The following is a 21,984-nucleotide window of genomic DNA, read 5'->3' as shown; positions in this document are numbered from 1 at the left end:
ACCCTTAGAAAACCTCAGCTCTCCACAATACATGAAGTGGTAATTGCTAACGCATAAATCAAGCATTATAACGATATTATCAGAAACGCCCAATTAAATACCGTTCATGAACACTTTTTATATTGTATATCACATAATGTCATGCTGATACATTTTCTTTATCTTCTGAACGTTCTGAGTAAATATAAAGAGGACGCGCTTCCCCATCAACGACATCACTCGAAATAACCACTTTTTGAACACCTTCAAGAGCCGGTAGTTCAAACATCGTCTCAAGAAGGATCTTCTCCATAATTGAACGTAAACCACGTGCACCAGTTTTACGTTCAATGGCTTTCTTCGCAATAGCACGTAAAGCATCTTCATGAAATGCTAACTCAACATTTTCCATTTCAAAAAGACGCTGATATTGTTTTACCAATGCATTTTTAGGTTGTGATAAAATTTGCACGAGGGCGTTAACATCTAAATCCTCTAAGGTAGCGACTATAGGAAGACGCCCTATAAACTCTGGTATTAAACCAAACTTTATAAGATCTTCAGGCTCTAAATCACGAAAAATTTCACCAACACAACGTTCATCAGGGGCCTTAACAGTCGCAGAAAAACCAATAGAAGTTTTTTCACCACGTCCTGAAATAATCCGCTCTAAACCTGCAAAAGCTCCCCCACAAATGAATAGAATGTTTGTGGTATCAACCTGAAGAAACTCTTGTTGCGGATGTTTGCGTCCACCTTGTGGAGGAACAGAAGCAATCGTTCCTTCCATAATTTTTAATAATGCTTGCTGAACCCCTTCTCCAGAAACATCTCTTGTAATAGAAGGATTGTCAGCTTTACGAGAAATCTTATCAACCTCATCAATATAAACAATACCACGTTGCGCACGTTCAACATTATAATCTGCGGCTTGCAGAAGCTTTAAAATAATATTTTCAACATCTTCCCCTACATAACCTGCTTCAGTCAAAGTGGTCGCATCCGCCATCGTAAAAGGGACATCAATAATACGTGCTAATGTTTGTGCGAGATAAGTTTTACCGCAGCCCGTTGGACCAACAAGAAGAATATTTGATTTAGCCAACTCAATATCATTGCTTTTAGACTGATGTGCCAACCGTTTATAATGATTATGCACAGCAACAGAAAGAACACGTTTTGCATGCTGCTGACCAATAACATAATCATCAAGAACTGCTATAATTTCCTGTGGAGTAGGAACACCATCACGCACCTTAACCCCAGAAGATTTATTTTCTTCCCGAATAATATCCATGCAAAGCTCTACACATTCATCACAGATAAATACTGTTGGCCCTGCAATAAGCTTACGCACCTCATGCTGACTCTTGCCGCAGAACGAGCAATAGAGAGTATTTTTTGATTCGTTCCCGCTATTGCTAATTTTGCTCATTTTTCTTTCCTTTCACCACGATATATGAATACTTCGCCTTTTCAAAGAAAGCTTTTCATCATGACAACTAAAAGACATATAGAAAACCATGAATGTCTCAATATTTTTAGGTGTTTTTCTTAATTTTTGCGATATTTTTTATAAAACTCTTTACTTAAAGTAGATGTTTTTTCTATAAAAATTCTTAATCTTTTTCTTCTTTTTCAGTTTCTGCACGATAATGTATAACATCATCAACTAAGCCAAACGCTTTAGCTTCTTCTGCTGTCATAAAATGATCGCGATCGAGCGTTCTCTCAATAACCTCATAATCTTGACCTGTATGTTGAACATAAATTTCATTTAAACGCCGTTTCATCTTTATAATATCTTGCGCATGTCGCTCAATATCTGAAGCCTGACCTTGAAAACCACCCGATGGCTGATGCACCATAATACGTGCATTTGGCAATGTAAAACGATGACCTTTTGCTCCAGCTGTTAGCAATAACGATCCCATAGATGCCGCCTGTCCCATGCAAAGCGTAGAAACAGGAGGACGAATAAACTGCATAGTATCATAAATAGCCATACCAGATGTTACAACCCCCCCTGGAGAATTAATATAAAGACTAATTTCTTTCTTAGGATTTTCCGCTTCCAAAAAAAGTAATTGTGCACAAACAAGCATTGCCATACCATCTTCAACAGGACCATTAATAAAAATAATCCGCTCCTTTAAAAGACGGGAAAAAATATCATAGGCCCGTTCACCACGATTGGTTTGTTCAATAACCATAGGAACAAGGCTTAATGCTGTTTTCATTGGATCACTCATATTTTTACTTTCCTTGTCATATAACAATCGCTTTTTACACATTCAATATTTTTATCCATAGGTTAACATTACTCTTTTGTGCAAGCGACAATCAAGAGCAGTCCCAGATAGATTAAAATCTCAATGGTTAAAATAGCAATAATAACTCTACCTAAACAAATCATGAATTTCAGGAATGCGAGAGACTGCCCAATGGTAAAAACTTCCTTCTTGAGGTCTTTGCGTCGTTTTGATCTTTCTGTGAATATGAAATCCTATCAAGCGTGAATCTGTAAGCGGTTCTAGGCCAAAAGCTGATTCAAAAATATATTCGGTTTTTCGTCCAGTCCAATAATAAAAAGTTTCCTTTTCCTTTGCCTCATGAAAAAAACCATATCGTTTTGCTAATCGTGAAATACCGTCATTGCCAAATATCGTAACGCCAAGATTTCCAGGTAAAATTGGAATTTTCTTTCTCTTTAACCAGAATGGTCTCCAAACACGACGCTTAAACCCAAGCCAATGAGGGATCATTTCTGTACCTGCCCAATAATCTTCAAACACTTTTATAATAGGGTTATCTGGAGGAAAATAAAGGGCAGAAACACCCACTCTTGTATTATTTTCTCTTGCCAACCAAACCTTATCTACATCTGGATGAAATTGTTTAACGAGGTAAACATCCGTATCTAACCAAACACCTTGTTGATATTTCATCAGCATAACACGAAAAAAATCCGAGAACTGAACAATTGTAAATCCTGGTTTATCATCAGAAAAATTGGGATCAAGGCGATAAATTGCTGAACGTGGTAAAATTGATTCGGCTTCATGCAACTCAACACCCGCAGGTAATTTGTCTATTTCTTTATTATAACTAAAGAGCTTAACGCGCTGTCCGGTTCCGACCATTGAGGACAAACAAAGCCTATCCACCAGCCTTAACTGTCCACCATACCAAAAAGTACAAATATCCATAAATAATATATCAAAAATATTCCAAACTTACACGAAAAAGTTGTTCAACATCACGAACTCTATCAGCAAGAGCAAAAATCACTATTCTATCACCAGACAAAATACGCGCCTCTGCTGAAAGCTGTATAATTGTCTTATTACGATAAATTGCTCCAATTCTCAAACCATCTGATAAATTAAGCTCTGATAATGACTTACCAACCAATGAAGATGTTTGCATTACTTCAGCTTCAATAATTTCTGCTCGACCATTAAAAACTGAATGAACAGAACGAATACGCCCACGGCGCATTTGTTGCAAAATTCTCGATATCGTAACGCTATGGGGATTAAGATAGGCATCTACACCAACTGCACGACTAAATTCTTGGTAGGCAACATTATTCATCAACACCATATTGGCTTTGCAGCCTAATCTTTTAGCAATAATAGCGCTTAAGAGATTAACCTGATCCTGATTGGTCAATGTAATCATTAAATCGGCCTGATCAATTCCCGCATCTTGAAGAATCACTGGATCTAACACATTACCGTATAAAACAGTTGTTTTTTCAAGCTGATCAGCAATTGTGAGGGCCCTTTCTCTATGCGCTTCTATAATCTTCAATTTTAATTTATGGAGATGCTTTTCAATAGCTTGAGCAACATAAAGGCCAATGTGCCCTCCCCCTGCAATAATCATGCGGTGAGCATCTTGTTCTTTATGACCAAAAAGTCCAACAGCACGACGCATCTGCTCACGAGCAACAACAAGATAAGTTATATCACCAACGCGTAATTGTGTTTCTGAATGTGCAATCAATAATTCCGAGCCACGTTTAATAGCGGTAACGGTTGTTTGAAGATCTGGAAAAAGCTCTGTTAATTGACGCAACGGTGTATTAATAACAGGACAATCTTCCATACATTCCAAGGCTAGCGCAACAATATCATCATTACAAAAATAAAGAACATCTATTGTACCAGGCAGAGCAATACGACGTAAAACCATTTCCCCGACTTCAACTTCTGGCGAAATAACCACGTCAATGGGAATATTTTCTCTGGAAAAAAGCGTCTTATAGCGTGGTTCCAAATAAGATTGTGAGCGAATACGAGCAATTTTTGTGGGAACATCAAATAACGAATGAGCGACCTGACAAGCGACCATATTCACTTCATCAAACAAAGTAACAGCAATCAACATATCAGCCTTGTCTGCACCTGCAGCCAAAAGAACTTCAGGACGAGAACCGTGTCCAACAAAACCTCTCACATCCAATGTATCGCGAATTTTTTCGATTAATCTGGTTTCAATATCAATAACAGTAACATCGTGATTTTCAGCAGCAAGACGCTCTGCTATTCCATAACCAACCTGTCCTGCACCACAAATAATAACACGCATTGTTTTAAGAAACTCCAAGCGCTTTAAGCTTACGGTGCAAAGCTGAACGCTCCATGCCTATAAATTCAGCAGTACGCGATATATTCCCCCCCAAACGCCCAATCTGCGCCACTAAATATCTCTTTTCAAACAATTCTCGTGCTTCACGCAATGGTAAATCCATTATACTTTCATCCGAATCCATTTGAAGACGTGGCAAAGAATCACTCACTTCACTAGGAAGAAAGTCCGCTGTTATAGGACCATCACCATCCCGAACAAGAATAAGAAGACGCTCAATATTATTACGTAATTGTCGTACATTACCAGGCCAAGCATGCGTTTGCAAAATAGCGATCACATCATCACTGATTTCACGTGGCTTAATTCCAACCTGCTGTGATATTGTTTTTACAAAATGATGGACAAGTTCTGGAATATCTTCACGACGTGCTGAAAGAGGTGGAACAGTAATAGGAACAACGGAAAGGCGGTGGAAAAGATCTTCTCTAAAGCGCCCGTCAGAAATAAGGTTTTCAAGATTTTGTGCTGTTGAAGAAATGATACGAACATCCACCTTAACACGTTTTGTACCACCAACTCTCTCAAATGTCTGTCCCGTTAAAACCCGAAGAATCTTACCTTGAGTCTCACGCGGCATATCAGCAATTTCATCAAGATAGAGAATTCCACCATGGGCTTCTTCTAAGGCACCGATCTTGCGCTCTCTTCCCTCCATTTCGCTACCAAACAACTCTATTTCCATTCTTTCTGGAGTAATCGTTGCTGCATTTATTGTAACAAAGGGACCATTCGAACGTGTCGAGAGCGCATGAATAGTTCGTGCAACAGTCTCTTTTCCTGCTCCTGATGGACCTGTTATCATGATGCGACTATTGGTTGGTGCTACTTTTTCTATGATTTGACGTAAATTCCTTATAACTGTGGATTTTCCGAGCAGCTCTAATGTCTCGTTTGAACGTTTTCGCAACTCTAAAAGCTCACGTTTTAAATTTGAATTTTCAAGTGTTCTTTCTGCAACCAATACAAGTCTATCGGCTTTAAAAGGTTTTTCAATAAAATCATAGGCTCCGCGCTTTATAGCAGAAACAGCGGTCTCAATATTACCATGACCAGAGATCATAACGACTGGAAGAGCTGGATAGTGCGTTTTAATTTCATCAAGTAGAGCTAAACCATCGAGGCGACTCCCCTGTAACCAAATATCTAAAAAAATAAGCTTTGGAATACGCTCACTAATTTGAGCTAATGCTTCATCAGAGTTACAAGCAACACGCGTTTCATAACCTTCATCATCTAAAATACCAGCAACAAGCTCACGAATATCTGCTTCATCATCAACAATCAAGATATCTGATACCATACTATTCCCCTATCTTATGATTTATGGCTTGTATAATACTACCCTGCTTACCCTCATCTGAGGGAAATATCAAACGGATCATCGCCCCACGACCTTCATAAAAACTCTCTGGGGCATCATGAAGCTCCATGGAACCACCGTGATCTTCAATAACTTTGCGCACAATGGCTAGCCCGAGTCCTGTTCCTTTCTCCCGCGTTGTTATATAGGGTTCTAATAACTTTTGTCTTTGCTCTTTAGGAAGTCCTTTCCCATTATCAACAACATCCACAACCACCCATTCTTCTTGACGATAAGAACGGACAAGAATATGACCGTGAATATTTTCCTCTCGCATAATTGAATCTATGGATTCGCTCGCATTTTTGATAACGTTGCAAAAAGCCTGCACGATGAGACGATTATCAAATGCGCCCATAAGAGGTAGACTTCCTAAGTCTTGCTCAAAATGAATATCATGTCGCGTCACTTCTATCAAGAAGCATGCTTCACGCAACAATTCACGTATATCTAAAATATGCATTTGTGGTTTTGGCATACGTGCAAAAGAAGAAAACTCATCAACCATACGCCCAATATCTCCAACCTGTCGAATAATTGTGTCAACACATCGCTCAAAGACCTCTCTATCTTGTGTAATAACTTTGTTATAACGTTTACGAATACGTTCAGCAGATAACTGAATAGGTGTGAGGGGATTTTTAATTTCGTGTGCAATACGCCGTGCAATATCTGCCCACGCCGCTGTACGTTGCGCTGCAACGAGATCTGTAATATCATCAATTGTTAAAACCCAAGATTGCCCCTCCCCATCGTCCTCTTCCATCGTAACTTGGACATTACAGACACGCTCTTTTCCTGCAACGTTTAAAGTAACCTGCTCACGGTGATTTTTACGACCCAATGAACGCGCAAACTGAAAAACCTGCCAAATTTCCGCACTTAAAGATAAAAGACTTTGTCCAACAACGTGTTCAAAACGAATATCAAACATCGTTTCAATAGACCGATTGATAATTGTAATATCACCCTTATCATCGATGCCCGCTACTCCCGCTGTTACACCCGATAACACAGCTTCAGAAAAACGCCGTCTCTCATCAATTTGATCACGCACTGCAATCAACTCATTGCGCCGACTTTTCAATTCACTGACCATGTAATTAAAAGTTTTGGATAATTGTCCAATATCTCCGTCTTTTGCTCGTACTGGCACAAAAATTTCCATATTTCCAGAAGCAACATCATCAGCAGCACTAATGAGAAGACGAATAGGGCGAACTAAGCGATCCGCAACAGCAATAGCTGCCCAAATAGCTGATAAGAATAAACTAAAAAAAAGACATAAATAAAGCATACCAAATGCAATTTGTGTTAGCAGGCGATTTTCATTTAAATCACGATAACGATCTGTATTAACTTCTGTCAAACGCAACGCCGATAAAACGCCTTTATCAACGTCACGCACCAAATATAAAAATGTGTTTGGAATGTTGTTAAATTTTAAAATAATACCAAAATAATCATGAATACCTGGTTGAAAAGAAAAAGGCCTCGCACTGGTTGCACGCTCAATAAGATTAGACGGAGGGATTGGTAGTTTATCCTCATCACCAAGGGCGCTCGATACAAAAATAGTTCCGCTAGAACTTAACAAAAATGCACCACGCAAATTGCGTCCTAAAGCATGACGCGTCAATTGCATCCGATATTCAGCAGGATTACGTTCTAAAAGCTTTTTATTATCAAGTGCAAATGCCATAGCATAAGATAAATTTTTTAAATTTTGAAGCATTTCATCTGCATAAGCATTTGCTAAATCAATAGAAGAACCTACAATTTGCCGCGTTGTTGTATCAAACCATCGATCAAGTCCTAAATTTAATGCTGGACCCGATACAAGAGCTACAGCAACAGCTGGCATAGTTGCAACAAGTGCAAACAATGAAATAAGACGCACATGAAGACGCGAGCCTGCACGCCTTGAGCGCCAAGCACGAATGATGGGAATCATCTCATAAAAAACGATAACAACAAGACCTAAAACCCAAAAACTATTAATCCCTATAAGAATAAGGGTTACTGTTCTACTAGGAACAACAGGGGTTAATCCAATAAGAATAATAAATGAAACAGAGGCTGTAAGTAAAGCTAATACAATAATTGCAATCCCTAAAAAGATATATATCTTACTTAAACGATATAACTCATCGTTATAAGTATTTTTATCAATATCTTGAAAATTCGTCACAGATGTTGCATTCATCATAAGCTTACAGACCCTTATCCCATTATTCTCATATAACCTTTTGTGACAAAAATTGACAATAATAATACTCCATTTAAAATAGAGCAAATAAATAAAGAACTTCTTCATTTTGCAAAATATTTTTAAAATGAACTGCGCTCGAAGATACTTTACAAAGGAAATGAGATGCGATTAACAAAACAAACAAATTATGCTCTTCGAATGCTCATGTATTGTGCAGATAATCAGGGATCACTCAGTCGTATTCCAGAAATTGCTAAAGCGTATGCTGTTTCAGAGCTTTTTTTATTTAAAATCCTTCAACCACTTGTTCAAGCAGGTTTTATACAAACAGTACGTGGGCGCAATGGTGGTATTAAATTGGCTAAACCAGCAGCAGAAATTTCTGTTGCTGATGTTTTAAAAGTAACAGAAGATAACTTTTCTCTCGCAGAATGTTTCGATAATGCAGAACCCAATTGCCCACTGATTGATTTTTGTGGTTTAAATACCGCACTTCAAAAAGCATTAAATGCTTTTTTTGAGGTGTTATCCGTGATATCCCTTGCTGATCTACAACGGCCATCCTTTCAAAATCATTTTAAAGTTAATCAATAATAAACTAAAGTTACGACATAAGGAGATTCAGTATTTCTATCGCAGCAATAATATTAGCCGCTGGACGTGGTGAAAGAGCAGGATCTCCTCATGAAATTCCAAAACAATATCGGCTTCTAGGAAAAAAGCCGATTATTTATCATACCGTACATTGTTTTTTACAGCATCCTGCTATTACAACAATTATCCTTGTCATTCATCCAGAAGATCATCAAATCTGTGAACAAGCACTCGCCGAATTTAAAGAGCGCCTTATTATTGTTGAGGGAGGAAATACGCGTCAAATCTCTACCTTACATGGACTTCAGGCACTTAAAAAATTCAATCCCCAATATGTGCATATTCATGATGGTGCACGTCCCTTTATCGAAAACGAGCTCCTTGATAATATTCATAACACTCTCACACCTCAAGAAGGCGTTCTTCCTGTTCTGCCCGTCTCTGATACTCTTAAACGCATCGATAATCAGTGTGTTTTAGAAACAATTCCCCGTACCCATCTTTATAGTGCACAAACGCCACAGTGTTTTCCCTTTGAACATATCTTAGCGGCCCATAAACAAGCAAAAAGAGTTGGTAAAGAAGATTTCACTGATGATTGTGCAATTGCCGAATGGTTTGGTCTTCCTATGCGCACCATTCCGGGTGATCCTCATAATATAAAAATCACATGGCATAAAGATTTTGATACCGCTCATTTATATCTCCAGAAAAAAATACAGATGTTTCCTGATATTCGTATTGGTAATGGTTATGATGTTCATTCTTTCGAGGAAGGGGATTTCCTTATATTATGTGGTATAAAAATCCCTTTTCATAAAAAATTAAATGGGCACTCCGATGCAGATGTTGCTCTTCATGCATTAACAGATGCCCTTCTGGCAACGCGAGGAGCTGGAGATATCGGTACACATTTTCCTCCCTCTGATCCTCAATGGAAAAATGTATCATCAGAAATTTTTCTCCGTCATGCTCTTAGTCTTCTAAAACAAGCCGGGGGTCGTATTGCCAATGTTGATATCACAATTATCGCTGAAAACCCTAAAATTGTTCCCTATCGTCATGCCATGACAGAAAATCTTATGACAATACTTGCAATGACACCTGATCGAATCTCTATCAAAGCAACAACGAATGAAAAACTCGGTTTTATTGGTCGTGGTGAAGGAATTGCTGCTCTTGCAACTGCAAGTGTTCTTTATCCAGGAGAAATTCCCCAATGACATATTTTAATGAAAAACAAGCGCATGAAGTTCTTAATACTTGCCGCAAAAAGGGTTTGTTGTTAACGACCGTAGAGTCTTGTACAGGAGGGCTCATTGCTGCAAGCCTCACAAATATTGCAGGATCGTCAGATGTTTTCGATTGTGGATTTGTTGTTTATTCCAATGAATCCAAAACACACCTTGTTGGCGTATGTGCTGAACTTATAAAAACCTATGGTGCTGTTTCAAAAGAAGTTGCTCTTGCAATGGCTGAGGGGGGATTAAAGCATTCAAAAGCTGACATTGCAGTTTCTGTAACAGGAATTGCAGGTCCAGGAGGTGCAAGTCTGAACAAACCTGTAGGACTTGTGCATTGCGCAGTTGCTTACAAAAATCACTCCCCACTGCACAAAGAAATGCACTTTGGTCATCTTGATCGCAAAGCTATCCGCCATGCAACTGTTGACAATGCTTTTCAAATGATTCTGGAACAACTTCACTGAATTCCCCTATCAATTTCAAAACTCTCTATTCCACATTGGAGTCCATAATCATCAGCATCTTGAAAAAATAATTTATTGTATTCCAACTTATAAAGTGAAAATCTAAATGCTATAAAATTACCTTCAGTCCTGTTTAATGTTGAATCAATCAAGAACACTCGCTTGCATGTTACAAGTGGGGGGATTTAATATAAAACAGATTTGGAGCGATACTAAAAATTTTAATTCAATAGGCGTGACGTTAGATTATCACTATAAATCAATATATTCTCTAATAATATTGTGATGTCCTGTTTAAAAGATTTTCCCCTAAAAAAGATGGAAATCTGTTTTTATTTTTACGCCTTCATAAGCAATGGATGTCGTAAAAAACAACGGAATAGATCATGTTACCGCAGAACTATAAATCTGATGGGCGCGCTTTTCAAAAGCATCGGTAAATTTACGAAACGCAATATCAAACATTGAGCCCATCATACGTCCAAGTATTTTACTTTTAAATTCATAATCAATGAAAAATTCTACATTACATGCATTGGTGTTTTCAATATTATGAAAGATCCAACGATTTTCAAGATATTTAAATGGACCATCAATATAATTAACCTCTATCAAGCCCTTTTTTGGCTGAAGAAAAACTTGGGTCGTAAAAGTTTCTCGAATAACCTTATAGCCAACGGTCATATCTGCAAGAAGCAATGTCTTTTCCTCACATTCTTTGCGAGAACGTATTATTAAAGCCTCACACATGGGTAAAAACTCAGGATAGCGTTCAATATCTGACACAAGATCAAACATCTCACGAGCACTATGGGCAACTTGCCGATGTGTTGAAAAAGTTGGCATAATTATCTCTGTAAGGCAAATTTTTCATCACGCGCTTTTTGCAAAATGGCAAAATCATCTCCTGCATGATGCGATGAGCGCGTAAGAGGATTGGAAGCCATATGTAAAAACCCTTTTACTTTACCAATTTTGGCAAAAGATTCAAACTCTTCAGGAGGCACAAAACGAACAACTGGATGATGTTTTCGCGTAGGCTGCAAATATTGTCCAATTGTCATAAAGTCCACATCAGCAGAACGCAAATCATCCATCAATTGCAGAATTTCATTTCGTTCCTCCCCAAGACCAACCATAATTCCTGATTTTGTGAAAATTGTTGGATCCAACTCTTTAACGCGTTGTAACAGCCGAATTGAATGGAAATAACGCGCCCCTGGACGAACCTTCAAATATTTAGAAGGAACTGTTTCTAAGTTATGATTAAAAACATCAGGCTTAGCAGCAACAACGACTTCTAAAGCACCATCCTTATGACGAAAGTCAGGTGTAAGAACTTCAATTGTCGTTTTAGGCGCTTTTCGACGAATCGCATAAATAACTTTTGCAAAATGCTCAGCGCCACCATCAGCAAGATCATCACGATCAACAGATGTAATGACAACATGCTTCAATTCCATCCGCGCAACAGCATCAGCTACACGTTCTGGCTCATTATCATCAACGGCAAGCGGAATACCTGTTGCAACGTTACAAAAAGCACAAGCACGCGTACATATCTCACCTAAAATCATAAAACTGGCATGCCGCTGGCTCCAACATTCGCCAATATTAGGACAACCTGCTTCTTCACATACGGTTACTAATTTATGAGCGCGGACAATACCATGCGTTTCTTTATAAATTGGTGATGTCGGTGCTCTTACACGAATCCAATCGGGCTTTTTTTGAACGCTTGTATCCGGACGATGCGCCTTTTCAGGATGACGCAAACGTCTATTCGTAACTCTATCAACAACCGTAACCATTTAAGCCTTTGCCTTATAAATACGAAATAGCAATGAAAAATATAAAATCTTTCACTTAAACCCAATCATCAAGCGTTTAAAACTTGACCATAAGCGTCCAATACACTTTCTTTCATCATTTCCGATAAGGTCGGATGTGGAAAGACAGTATGCATTAATTCTTCCTCTGTTGTTTCAAGATTCATGGCAATAACAAAACCCTGTATCAGTTCTGTTACCTCAGCCCCTACCATATGAGCGCCAAGAAGCTGTCCTGTTTTTTTATCAAAAATCGTTTTTACTAGTCCCTGATCTTCACCCAAAGCAATCGCCTTGCCATTCGCTGCAAAAAAATAACGACCAACACGTATATCATAACCAGCTTCTTTTGCTGCTACTTCTGAAAGACCTACAGAAGCAACTTGCGGTGTGCAATAGGTGCATCCTGGAATTTTTCTTGTATCAAGTGGATGCGTATTTTTCAAACCCGCAAGGTGTTCAATGCATATTACACCCTCTTCTTCTGCTTTATGGGCTAACATAGGAGCTCCTGCCACATCACCGATAGCATAAATACCCCCAACCCCTGTCCAACTCCATTCATCGGTGATAATACACCCACGATCGGTTTTTATCCCCAAAGCCTCTAACCCAAGATTCTCAATATTACCCTGCACCCCAATAGCGGAAACCACACGATCAACAGTCATTGTCTCTGTTTTGCCCTTAACATCAATATGTATCATCACAGAATTGGAAGCTTTTTCAACCTTTGTTACCTTTGCCTGACAAAGAATACGTAAACCTTTTTTCTCTAACTGTTTACGAGCAAATGTTGAAATTTCAATATCTTCAGCGGGCATGATGTGAGGCATCATTTCAACAACAGTGACCTCAGCTCCCATATCACGATAAAAGGAAGCAAATTCAATACCAATAGCCCCAGACCCTATGACTAAAAGCGATTTCGGTATTTCTGACGGGATCATAGCTTCAAAATAAGTCCAAATGAGTTTTCCATCCGGCTCCATACCAGGAAGAACACGAGGACGCGCACCCGTTGCAATAATGATATGCTTTGCTTGATAAGTCCCCTTCCCTAAAGTTCCTTTAGGGATTGGATTTTGTGGCTGCATAACCGGTTTGGAAGACGACGAAACCGTAATTTCCGCAGGCTGGTTTCCTTTTGCCTCTTTCGTAAGCTTCGCTTCACCCCAGATAATATCTATTTTGTTTTTTTTCATTAAAAAACCAACACCAGCATTTAAACGTGCTGAAACGCTGCGTGAACGTGTTACAACATCTTTTATGTTTGCTTCAATTGAACCATTAAGTTTTAGTCCATAATCTTTCGCATGTTCAGCAAAATGCTTCACTTCCGCCGAACGTAAAAGGGCTTTTGTTGGAATACATCCCCAATTTAAACAAATTCCTCCCAAATGTTCACGCTCAACAATCGCAGTTTTAAAGCCACATTGTGCTGCACGAATTGCGGCTACATATCCGCCTGGACCTGATCCAATCACAATTACATCATAAAGATTTGCCACAGTAATTCCTCCATGGATATATAAAAACGGATATGCACTTTTTGAACCTAAGATTGAAAATCAACATAACAGAATTAACGTCTTTAACTTTAAGATTCACATCAATGCTTTACCCAAACTAGAAACAGCAATAACATTGCTCTCTGAACTCTTTAAATTTTCTTTTACTCTCTTAATACTCTCTCTCACAATTTACGTGAAAAACTGTCGTTCAAACCAACATGGCTAATGGATTTTCAATCATCTTCTTAAAAGTTTGTGCCAACTCTGCTGCTAAAGCACCATCAACAGCACGATGATCAACAGAAAGTGTAACCGACATAACTGTTGCAATGGCTAATGCACCATTTTTAACAACAGCGCGTTGCTCCCCTGCACCAATTGCAAAAATTGTCGCATGGGGTGGATTAAGGATAGCAGAAAAACTTTTTACACCATACATTCCCATATTCGATACAGCTGTTGTTCCACCCTGATATTCTTCCATTTTTAACTTACGCTCACGGGCACGCTTTGCAAAATCCTTCATCTCTTTGGAAATAAGCGATAACGATTTTTCCTCTGCATGGCGAATAATCGGGGTAATTAACCCATTGGGAATAGAAACAGCAACCCCAACATCACAATGTTTATGATGAAGCATTCCGCCTTCAAGCCAAGAGACGTTCGCATCAGGAACAGCTTTCAAAGAAAGTGCAACAGCTTTGATTACCATATCATTAACAGAAAGCTTATAAGTCGGTTTAGCTTCTTCCAGCATTTTGACCATTGGTGCTGCAGCATTGAGTTGTGTACGCAACGCTAATAGTGCATCAAGCTCACAATCTACAGTCACATAGAAATGTGGAACCCTTTGCTTTGATTCCACCAATCGTGTAGCGATTGTTTTACGCATATTATTATGGGGTGTGAAGATATATTCATCCTCTTTGAAGAGTTGCAATATCTGTTTGTCAGAAACACCGGCTGCGACTGCCTCTCCGATCTGTGACGAGTAAGAAGCTTGAGAAATATCACCGCCCATAGCTTTTTCTACATCGCGCTTGATAATACGTCCATGGGGACCACTTCCAGAAATAAGGGATAAATCAAGACCTGCCTGAGAGGCTAATCGCCGTGCTAAAGGAGAAGCAAAAAGACGATTCCCTTCTTTACTTTGCTGCATTAATTGCTGAGCTGATGATTCATGAAACATTTTTGTCTCTTTTGAATCCATCTTCTTAAGAGAATCTGCCTGTTTTAAACTGTCTGGTTCTTGTGTTGTAGAAGAAAAGGGCTCTTCTGCAACTTTTGCAGCTTCAGCTAAGTCTTCACCTTCTTCTGCTAAAATAACAATCAAAGCATTTACCTTAACGCCTTGTGTTCCAGCAGGAACAACAATTTTGGCAACGGTACCTTCATCAACGGCCTCAACTTCCATCGTCGCTTTATCTGTCTCAATTTCAGCAATAACATCTCCAGAGGAAACTTTATCGCCCTCTTTAATATTCCATTTTGTTAAATTTCCCTCTTCCATCGTAGGGGAAAGCGCTGGCATTGTAATTTTAATGGACATTGTGCTTTCCTCCGTTATGCTCTGTACGTCACAGCCTTAACGGCCTCAATAACCTCAGCCGTATCAGGTAAAGCCAATTTCTCAAGATTAGCAGCATAAGGCATCGGAACATCTTTACCAGAAATCGTTGCAATTGGTGCATCAAGATAGTCAAAAACCTGCTGCATAACACGTGTTGCTATTTCAGTTCCTACAGACGACTGAGGAAAACCTTCTTCTATTGTTACTAAACGACCCGTTTTTTTAACTGAAGAAAGGATCGTTGGAAGATCCATCGGACGAATGGTCCGTAAATCTATTAATTCAACGTCAATACCAAGTTTTTCAATTTCTGGTAACGCCTGGACAGCGTAATGCATTCCAATCCCACATGCAACAATCGTCACATCTTGTCCAGACTTATGAATACGCGCTCGACCAATAGGCAAAATAAAATCATCAAGTTGAGGAACCTCAAATTGATGCCCGTACAAAATCTCATTTTCAAGGAAAATAACAGGACTATCATCACGAATAGCAGCTTTTAGCAAACCTTTTGCATCTGCAGCACTATAAGGCATAACAACTTTCAGACCTGGTATATGACTATACCATGCAGCATAGCATTGAGAATGTTGAGCACCAACACGAGCAGCAGCACCATTAGGACCACGGAAAACCATAGGAGCAGTCATTTGTCCACCAGACATATAACGTGTTTTTGCTGCTGAGTTAATAATTTGATCCATTGCCTGCATGGCAAAATTAAAGGTCATAAACTCGACAATAGGACGTAACCCTCCAAAAGCAGCACCAACAGCCAACCCAGCAAAGCCATGCTCTGTAATGGGGGTATCAATAACGCGCCGTTCCCCGAATTCTTCCAACAAGCCTTGGCTAACCTTATAGGCCCCTTGATATTGCGCAACTTCTTCCCCCATAAGAAAAACTTTTTCATCACGCCGCATTTCTTCAGCCAAAGCCTGATTAAGCGCTTCACGGACTGTCATTGTCACCATCTGTGTTCCTGCTGGAATATCAAAATCAGAAGGTATAGAAAAAGGTGCAGACTGCGGAACTGGTGAAGGAAGAGAAGAGGAGGATACTTGAGGTTTTTGTGCTGTATTAGTAGGTTGCAAAATATCCTCAGCACGTTCACCTTCTTCTAACAAAACCGCAATAACACTATTAACCTTTACCCCTTCAGAACCTTCAGGAACAACAACTTTACCAAGTGTCCCTTCATCAACAGCCTCTACTTCCATTGTCGCCTTATCCGTTTCAATTTCAGCAATAACATCACCAGCGCTAACCTTATCTCCTTCTTTCTTGAGCCATTTAGACAATTTACCTTCTTCCATAGTTGGTGAAAGCGCCGGCATCAAAATATCAATAGACATACTTGCTTCCCTCGCATCAAACTAAAATATCAGTATAGAGCTCAGAAACATCTGGCTCTTGATCACTTTGTGCAAAATCTGCCGCATCAGCAACAATTGCACGGACCTCTTTCTCAATAGACTTTAAATCGTCTTCACTCGCCCAATTTTTTTTAAGAATCCGACTTTTTACTTGATCAATCGGATCGTGTTCCTCTTTTATTTTTTGGACTTCTTCCTTTGAACGATATTTTGCTGGGTCAGACATGGAATGACCACGATAACGATAGGTCTGCATATCAAGAATGATCGGCCCTTTACCCGAACGAGCCCAAGAAACTGCTTCATCCGAAGCTCCTTTTACGGATCGAACATCCATACCATCAACAACAATACCTGGAATTTCAAAAGAAAGACCACGACGAGAAAAATCAGTTTCTGCAGATGCGCGTGAAACGGATGTTCCCATAGCATACTGATTGTTTTCAATAATATAAACAACGGGCAGCTTCCAAAGTGAAGCCATATTAAAACTTTCGTAAACCTGCCCCTGATTTGCAGCACCATCACCAAAATAAACCAATGTCACATTATCTTTACCAAGATATTGATTCGAAAATGCCAAACCTGAACCTATGGGAACCTGCGCGCCAACAATACCATGTCCACCATAAAAGTTCTTCTCTTTAGAGAACATATGCATCGAGCCACCTTTACCTTTGGAAAATCCCCCTTGACGTCCCGTTAATTCTGCCATGACACCACGCGGGCTCATCCCAACTGCTAACATATGGCCATGATCACGGTAAGACGTAATAACCTGATCACCTTCTTTTGCTGCCTTTAAAGTTCCTATAACAACAGCTTCCTGTCCAATATAAAGATGACAAAACCCCCCAATAAGCCCCATACCATAAAGTTGTCCTGCTTTTTCTTCAAAACGGCGAATTAAAAGCATTTCACGATAAGCATCAATTTCTTCCTCTTTTGTGAAATCTGCTATTGGTGCTTTCTTTGTAATGCTTGATAACGCAGTGTGCGCCATCGACGCAGAATTTTTTTTAAGTCGTTCTGCCATATTAAACTCCCTTTTATGATTATTTAGGAATAACCTTTACGAACAAAAGTTACAAGCCTTATCAATCGGCTTAAACAATATCATTGCTGATTGTCGTTTTAATTAAGCGATTTCTCATTTACCTTTGGTATCATTTAAAGGTATTAAGATTGTCAGTTCATTTGGCTTAGAAAAGTTCAAATTCTTTCGGACATACTCATCCAACATGTCCTTTTCAATATGTCCATTGCGTAAAAGAGAAATGCGCTTTTCAATGAATTGTCGCTCAGCTTCTATTGTATGAAGCTCCTTTTCTAATTCGCTAATATACTGATTAACTTCACTGCGTGAATACAATCCATACTCACCATGATAAATATGGTAACTGAAATAGCTCAAAACGCCCACCGTCATAAAAGGTAGTACAAAGCGCACTTTGATTGATCGACGTTTCTGTTTTGTCCACATAAAATAGCACAGTCTTTACAGCATAAGTTTCTTAATATTCTGCCCAACTATGCATGATTTTGATTAACACCTCATTACTCAATCTAGAAACGCAAACAATTTTTTATCACCAATTTACCCCCCCTCAAAACAATCAAAGTAAGCTAAATACCCCACTTTGTTATATAACAAATATTGGATATCCTACTAACTTGTGATCTTACACCCATTCTTGTCCTTAAAATTTCCTGTTAAAATGACTATAAAATCAATCAATACCCAAGGTATAATTATAAAAATAATCCCTAGAACCCCTACCAAAAAAAGTGCTACACTTATTATACTTATTATACTTATTATACTTATAAGAAGCATTGCAATGCCCGTTCCAACTTTACCAACCATAAAACGATGAATTCCTAGTCCACCTAGAAAAAAACAAACGACCGCTAACGTCACTTTTGATTGCTGTGACTGACCTTCAGTTAAGATAGGGAAAATAGATTTAATGGTATCCCCTTCACACACAAAATCAACGACGTCACCAACCTTCGGCGGCGTTTTTCCTGACCAATCCCAATTCGCAAATTGATAGCGCTTACCATCAGCCCCTGAAATGAAATAATCTCCTTGATCATGACCAATAATCTTACCTTTCATCTTCACCACCTATAAAATTGTTATTCATAAAGAAGTTTTTCTTCTAATATGATAATATATTGGATAATCCTCACTGCATGAATACAATCTGTATTCACCGTGATATATGACAATTTAAAAAGCTTAAAATCCCCCAACAACTTAAAATTCCCGCAATTATAAGTGGCAATACAAAGCACGCTGTTCGATTTGCACTTTTGCCTCTTTCATATGAAATATTATAGTCTTTTTCAATAGTTTTATTTAAATATACATAATTTTCTTTAGTATTTCATATTTAAATATATAGACTAAAATAATTTACATTATTAAATTAATATATTGACAACATAAAAAGTAAAGAAAGTTTCTAGCTCTTTACATTTTATATTATGCTAAAATTTCTACCAATTTATAATTTTATCCCCATTTTCATCCCTAAAATTTCCGGATAAAATAACTATAAAATCAATCAATACCCAAGGTGTCATTATAAAAATAATTACTATAAGCCCTACAAAAAGTGGTATAGTTATTATACTTATTATATTTATAAGAAGCATTGCAATGCCCGTTCCAACTTTACCTGCCATAAAGCGATGAATTCCCAAATATCCAAAAAACCAACAAACAAGTGCTATCGCCAATCTTGATTTTTCTGACTGCGATTCACTCGAAAGAGGGAGAACAGATTTAACAACGCTATCTTCATATACAAAATCAACGGTATCCCCTACCTTTGGTGTTTTTTTTCCTAACCAATCCCAACTCGCAAATTGATAGCGCTTACCATCAGCCCCTGAAACGAAATAATCTCCTTGATCTTGACCAATAATCTTACCTTTCATCTTCAACCACCTATAAAGCTGCTCCTCATGTGTTATTCATAAAGAGATTTTCCTAATTTAGATAATATGCTGATTAACCTCACTGCGTAAATAAAACGCATAGAAACCATGATAAATGTGGAATTGAAATAGTTTGAATCCCCCCAATAATTAGTGTTTTCCACTGCTATAAACAGAAACACTAAAGTAAGCTGTAATTGATTTACGTCTTTATTCTACCCGTATAAAATAGCACAGTTTTTTTCAATAGTTTTATTTAACTGTGCATATTTTTCTTAATATTTCTACTTAAAAACGTATAGTACCATAATTCGGCGTTACGAACTTAATATATCTATAAAAATAAAAAGCGGTCTACATGACCTTCTTTTTATTATAAGATTTTTACAAGTCTGTAATCTGATTCCCATCTTTATCCGTAAATTTTCCAGCAACAATGAGTATAAAATCAACAATTGCCCAAATACCGGTAATCACCAATCCAGCAACCGATAAAGATAGAATGAGCATTAAAGCACCAGTGCGAACTCTCCCAACCATAAAACGATGAACACCAAAGATACCTGCAAACCAACAAAGAAGTGCGAACATGATCTTTGAGTTTTCTGTACCTGGTCTTAACAACGGAAAAACAGAACTGACCACTCCTCCTTCATAGACAAAATCAACAGTATCACCAATCCTTGGTGGTTTCTTTCCCAACCAATCCCAAGTCGCAAACTGATAACGCCTACCATCATCACCTGAAACGAGATACGTTCCTTGATCTTGAGTAAGAATTACACCTCTCATCTTAATCCCTATAAATTTAAACACTTAAAAATTATTGCGTATATGCCTTTGATAAGAAATCTTAATTTCATAGTCTAAATGATATTATACTTTCATATTTTGTGCTCACAATGATCAACGATATATATTACCAGCATAACATGCTTGAGCTCCTAGCATTTCTTCAATACGAATAAGTTGATTGTACTTTGCTAATCGATCCGAACGTGCAAGAGAACCTGTTTTAATTTGTCCACAATTCGTTGCAACCGCAAGATCTGCAATGAAAGAATCTTCTGTTTCGCCTGAGCGGTGAGATATAATGGCACGATAACCGGCTTTATGCGCGATTTCTACAGCATCAAGTGTTTCACTCAATGTCCCAATTTGGTTAACTTTTATAAGGATAGAATTGCCTACTCCCATTTTGATACCATCACGTAAACGCGCTGAATTTGTTACAAACAAATCATCGCCAACCAGCTGACATTTTTCTCCTATTGTCTCAGTGAGGAGCTTCCAACCTTCCCAATCATCCTCTGCCATTCCATCTTCAATGGTAATAATAGGATAGCTTTTCACAAGGTGTGCCAAATAATCTACCTGTTCTTGGATGTCACGACATTTTCCCTCACCTTTATAAAAATACGAACCATTTTTATAAAATTCAGTGGAAGCACAATCTAAACCAATGGCAATTTGCTCACCTGGTTTATAGCCACACGCTATAATAGATTCCATGATAAAATCAATTGCTTGATCGGCACTTTTAAACTGAGGTGCAAAACCACCTTCATCACCAACATTGGTATTATGCCCCGCATCTTTTAAACGCTTTTTCAACGCATGGAAGATCTCAGCACCATAACGGATGGCTTCTTTCACGCTAGGAGCTCCCACAGGAATAATCATAAACTCTTGAAAATCAATCAAGTTATCAGCATGAACGCCACCATTAATAATATTCATCATAGGTGTTGGAAGAATATGCGCTTGCGTACCACCAATATAACGATACAAAGGTAAATTTAATGAGTCTGCAGCAGCCTTTGCAACAGCCAATGAAACACCAAGAAGTGCATTGGCACCAAGACGGGCCTTGTTTGGCGTTCCATCCAACGCAATCATTGCTTGATCAATAGCGATTTGGTCTCTTGCATCCCGCCCACCAAGTTCTTCAAGAATCTCGCCATTGACCGCAGAAACCGCTTTTTCAACACCTTTCCCTTGATAACGCAAATCACCATCACGAAGTTCTATAGCCTCATGTGTCCCTGTTGAAGCCCCTGAGGGAACCAGAGCACGACCAAAAGCTCCATTTTCCAAATGAACATCAACTTCCACCGTTGGGTTACCACGGCTATCAAGAACTTCACGTCCAATGATATCGACAATTATAGTCATCTATGTTTCCTTATCCAATCAAAGGCGCGATTCATTTCTAATATCCTACTCAT

General features: G+C 38.5%; 20 protein-coding genes. 3 read left to right on the top strand and 17 right to left on the bottom strand.

Features of this window, described 5'->3' with window-relative positions; all coding sequences use genetic code 11:
- Nucleotides 1-139 precede the first annotated feature (139 nt).
- The 6 genes from clpX to B5V81_RS03385 form a co-directional block, all read right to left on the bottom strand.
- Nucleotides 140-1,414 (bottom strand): ATP-dependent Clp protease ATP-binding subunit ClpX, encoded by a 1,275-nt coding sequence (clpX, locus tag B5V81_RS03410; protein ID WP_212112124.1) that lies wholly within the window; start codon nt 1,412-1,414, stop codon nt 140-142.
- A 184-nt stretch (nt 1,415-1,598) separates the two neighbouring features.
- Complete coding sequence (gene clpP, locus B5V81_RS03405; RefSeq protein ID WP_212112123.1) at nt 1,599-2,231, bottom strand: ATP-dependent Clp endopeptidase proteolytic subunit ClpP; 633 nt, start codon at nt 2,229-2,231, stop codon at nt 1,599-1,601.
- 147 nt (nt 2,232-2,378) lie between these two features.
- Nucleotides 2,379-3,188, bottom strand: a complete 810-nt coding sequence (locus B5V81_RS03400) for a glycosyltransferase family 32 protein (protein ID WP_212112122.1) — start codon at nt 3,186-3,188, stop codon at nt 2,379-2,381.
- Nucleotides 3,189-3,198: 10 nt separating this feature from the next.
- Complete coding sequence (trkA, locus tag B5V81_RS03395) at nt 3,199-4,575, bottom strand: Trk system potassium transporter TrkA (RefSeq protein ID WP_212112121.1); 1,377 nt, start codon at nt 4,573-4,575, stop codon at nt 3,199-3,201.
- Nucleotides 4,576-4,579: 4 nt separating this feature from the next.
- On the bottom strand, nt 4,580-5,938 hold the full coding sequence (ntrX, locus tag B5V81_RS03390; RefSeq protein WP_212112120.1) for a nitrogen assimilation response regulator NtrX: 1,359 nt from the start codon (nt 5,936-5,938) through the stop codon (nt 4,580-4,582).
- A 1-nt stretch (nt 5,939) separates the two neighbouring features.
- Complete coding sequence (locus tag B5V81_RS03385) at nt 5,940-8,204, bottom strand: sensor histidine kinase NtrY-like (protein WP_212112142.1); 2,265 nt, start codon at nt 8,202-8,204, stop codon at nt 5,940-5,942.
- Between the two features lie 168 nt (nt 8,205-8,372).
- Here B5V81_RS03385 and rirA point away from each other — a divergent pair, with 168 nt between their 5' ends.
- From rirA to B5V81_RS03370, 3 genes are read left to right on the top strand one after another with little or no spacing between them, the layout of a single operon-like run.
- Nucleotides 8,373-8,804 (top strand): iron-responsive transcriptional regulator RirA, encoded by a 432-nt coding sequence (rirA, locus tag B5V81_RS03380; RefSeq protein ID WP_212112119.1) that lies wholly within the window; start codon nt 8,373-8,375, stop codon nt 8,802-8,804.
- Between the two features lie 32 nt (nt 8,805-8,836).
- A complete protein-coding gene (locus B5V81_RS03375; RefSeq protein WP_212112141.1) occupies nt 8,837-10,027 on the top strand; it encodes a bifunctional 2-C-methyl-D-erythritol 4-phosphate cytidylyltransferase/2-C-methyl-D-erythritol 2,4-cyclodiphosphate synthase in 1,191 nt (396 codons plus the stop codon).
- The gene (locus tag B5V81_RS03370; RefSeq protein ID WP_212112118.1) at nt 10,024-10,512 is read left to right on the top strand and encodes a CinA family protein; all 489 of its coding nucleotides are present in this window, start codon (nt 10,024-10,026) and stop codon (nt 10,510-10,512) included. The genes B5V81_RS03375 and B5V81_RS03370 overlap by 4 nt, the downstream gene beginning before the upstream one ends.
- Before the next feature lie 384 nt (nt 10,513-10,896).
- On the opposite strand, the gene B5V81_RS03365 is transcribed toward B5V81_RS03370, so the two are convergent.
- From B5V81_RS03365 to eno, 11 genes are all read right to left on the bottom strand, one after another.
- Nucleotides 10,897-11,358 carry a type II toxin-antitoxin system RatA family toxin gene (locus tag B5V81_RS03365; RefSeq protein WP_212112117.1) on the bottom strand — a complete coding sequence of 154 codons (462 nt, stop codon included), beginning with the start codon at nt 11,356-11,358 and terminating at the stop codon, nt 10,897-10,899.
- 2 nt (nt 11,359-11,360) lie between these two features.
- On the bottom strand, nt 11,361-12,323 hold the full coding sequence (lipA, locus tag B5V81_RS03360) for a lipoyl synthase (protein WP_212112116.1): 963 nt from the start codon (nt 12,321-12,323) through the stop codon (nt 11,361-11,363).
- 68 nt (nt 12,324-12,391) lie between these two features.
- Nucleotides 12,392-13,852, bottom strand: a complete 1,461-nt coding sequence (gene lpdA, locus B5V81_RS03355; protein WP_212112115.1) for a dihydrolipoyl dehydrogenase — start codon at nt 13,850-13,852, stop codon at nt 12,392-12,394.
- Between the two features lie 211 nt (nt 13,853-14,063).
- On the bottom strand, nt 14,064-15,407 hold the full coding sequence (locus tag B5V81_RS03350) for a pyruvate dehydrogenase complex dihydrolipoamide acetyltransferase (protein ID WP_212112114.1): 1,344 nt from the start codon (nt 15,405-15,407) through the stop codon (nt 14,064-14,066).
- A 14-nt stretch (nt 15,408-15,421) separates the two neighbouring features.
- Complete coding sequence (locus B5V81_RS03345; RefSeq protein ID WP_212112113.1) at nt 15,422-16,786, bottom strand: pyruvate dehydrogenase complex E1 component subunit beta; 1,365 nt, start codon at nt 16,784-16,786, stop codon at nt 15,422-15,424.
- A 16-nt stretch (nt 16,787-16,802) separates the two neighbouring features.
- Nucleotides 16,803-17,843 carry a pyruvate dehydrogenase (acetyl-transferring) E1 component subunit alpha gene (pdhA, locus tag B5V81_RS03340; protein ID WP_212112112.1) on the bottom strand — a complete coding sequence of 347 codons (1,041 nt, stop codon included), beginning with the start codon at nt 17,841-17,843 and terminating at the stop codon, nt 16,803-16,805.
- 114 nt (nt 17,844-17,957) lie between these two features.
- Nucleotides 17,958-18,290, bottom strand: coding sequence for an FtsB family cell division protein (locus tag B5V81_RS03335; RefSeq protein WP_212112111.1), 333 nt, complete (start codon nt 18,288-18,290; stop codon nt 17,958-17,960).
- Between the two features lie 186 nt (nt 18,291-18,476).
- Nucleotides 18,477-18,929: a TM2 domain-containing protein gene (locus tag B5V81_RS03330; protein WP_212112110.1), complete on the bottom strand. Its 453-nt coding sequence runs from the start codon at nt 18,927-18,929 to the stop codon at nt 18,477-18,479.
- A 383-nt stretch (nt 18,930-19,312) separates the two neighbouring features.
- The gene (locus tag B5V81_RS03325; RefSeq protein WP_212112109.1) at nt 19,313-19,756 is read right to left on the bottom strand and encodes a TM2 domain-containing protein; all 444 of its coding nucleotides are present in this window, start codon (nt 19,754-19,756) and stop codon (nt 19,313-19,315) included.
- Between the two features lie 384 nt (nt 19,757-20,140).
- Nucleotides 20,141-20,548, bottom strand: coding sequence for a TM2 domain-containing protein (locus B5V81_RS03320; RefSeq protein ID WP_212112108.1), 408 nt, complete (start codon nt 20,546-20,548; stop codon nt 20,141-20,143).
- 114 nt (nt 20,549-20,662) lie between these two features.
- Nucleotides 20,663-21,931: a phosphopyruvate hydratase gene (gene eno, locus B5V81_RS03315; protein ID WP_212112107.1), complete on the bottom strand. Its 1,269-nt coding sequence runs from the start codon at nt 21,929-21,931 to the stop codon at nt 20,663-20,665.
- Between the last annotated feature and the right edge of the window lie 53 nt (nt 21,932-21,984).

Source organism: Bartonella queenslandensis (assembly GCF_018155095.1).
GTDB lineage: Bacteria > Pseudomonadota > Alphaproteobacteria > Rhizobiales > Rhizobiaceae > Bartonella > Bartonella queenslandensis_B.
Note: the sequence above shows the minus strand (reverse complement) of the source record. Positions and strands in the feature narration are given on the sequence as shown.

Coding starts and splice junctions, on each gene's coding strand:
- clpX (WP_212112124.1), bottom strand. CDS start 1,414: ATGAGCAAAATTAGCAATAGCGGGAACGAATCAAAAAATACTCTCTAT.
- clpP (WP_212112123.1), bottom strand. CDS start 2,231: ATGAGTGATCCAATGAAAACAGCATTAAGCCTTGTTCCTATGGTTATT.
- B5V81_RS03400 (WP_212112122.1), bottom strand. CDS start 3,188: ATGGATATTTGTACTTTTTGGTATGGTGGACAGTTAAGGCTGGTGGAT.
- trkA (WP_212112121.1), bottom strand. CDS start 4,575: ATGCGTGTTATTATTTGTGGTGCAGGACAGGTTGGTTATGGAATAGCA.
- ntrX (WP_212112120.1), bottom strand. CDS start 5,938: ATGGTATCAGATATCTTGATTGTTGATGATGAAGCAGATATTCGTGAG.
- B5V81_RS03385 (WP_212112142.1), bottom strand. CDS start 8,204: ATGAATGCAACATCTGTGACGAATTTTCAAGATATTGATAAAAATACT.
- rirA (WP_212112119.1), top strand. CDS start 8,373: ATGCGATTAACAAAACAAACAAATTATGCTCTTCGAATGCTCATGTAT.
- B5V81_RS03370 (WP_212112118.1), top strand. CDS start 10,024: ATGACATATTTTAATGAAAAACAAGCGCATGAAGTTCTTAATACTTGC.
- B5V81_RS03365 (WP_212112117.1), bottom strand. CDS start 11,358: ATGCCAACTTTTTCAACACATCGGCAAGTTGCCCATAGTGCTCGTGAG.
- lipA (WP_212112116.1), bottom strand. CDS start 12,323: ATGGTTACGGTTGTTGATAGAGTTACGAATAGACGTTTGCGTCATCCT.
- B5V81_RS03350 (WP_212112114.1), bottom strand. CDS start 15,407: ATGTCCATTAAAATTACAATGCCAGCGCTTTCCCCTACGATGGAAGAG.
- B5V81_RS03345 (WP_212112113.1), bottom strand. CDS start 16,786: ATGTCTATTGATATTTTGATGCCGGCGCTTTCACCAACTATGGAAGAA.
- pdhA (WP_212112112.1), bottom strand. CDS start 17,843: ATGGCAGAACGACTTAAAAAAAATTCTGCGTCGATGGCGCACACTGCG.
- B5V81_RS03335 (WP_212112111.1), bottom strand. CDS start 18,290: ATGTGGACAAAACAGAAACGTCGATCAATCAAAGTGCGCTTTGTACTA.
- B5V81_RS03330 (WP_212112110.1), bottom strand. CDS start 18,929: ATGAAAGGTAAGATTATTGGTCATGATCAAGGAGATTATTTCATTTCA.
- B5V81_RS03325 (WP_212112109.1), bottom strand. CDS start 19,756: ATGAAAGGTAAGATTATTGGTCAAGATCAAGGAGATTATTTCGTTTCA.
- B5V81_RS03320 (WP_212112108.1), bottom strand. CDS start 20,548: ATGAGAGGTGTAATTCTTACTCAAGATCAAGGAACGTATCTCGTTTCA.
- eno (WP_212112107.1), bottom strand. CDS start 21,931: ATGACTATAATTGTCGATATCATTGGACGTGAAGTTCTTGATAGCCGT.